The 287-nt window shown below is 59.6% G+C and carries 1 protein-coding gene; it reads right to left on the bottom strand.

Annotation, left to right across the window (positions count from 1 at the left end; translation table 11 throughout):
• Nucleotides 1–287 (bottom strand): relaxase domain-containing protein (locus ACNQ0T_RS23990; protein ID WP_417930470.1); only part of this gene is annotated, 287 nt, incomplete at both ends.

Below are 287 nucleotides of genomic sequence, written 5' to 3'. Positions count from 1 at the left end.
CATGCGTATAGGCGGCCGCTACCATCTTGCCGGTGTGTACGATGGACGTAACGCCGTCTTTCGTATCGCGGGCCGAGATGAGCTTCTCCACATAGCCGGCCGCCACACGGACGGCGTGATTATGCGCCTCCACCATTTCTTTATCGTTACCGATGAGTGCCAGAATAGACACGCTTTTGGGGGCTGAAAAGGTCAGGTCATGACCCGGGCGGTGGACATGCTGTCCGTTAACCTCCTTGCCAAGCCGTGAGCCGTCCGGAAGACGCCCCTCGAGCACGGCCGTCAGA

The organism is Enterobacter cloacae complex sp.6700776 (assembly GCF_048284255.1).
Classification (GTDB): Bacteria; Pseudomonadota; Gammaproteobacteria; order Enterobacterales; family Enterobacteriaceae; genus Enterobacter; species Enterobacter intestinihominis.
The sequence above is the reverse complement of the archived record's forward strand: the minus strand, read 5'-3'. Positions and strand labels throughout refer to the sequence as shown.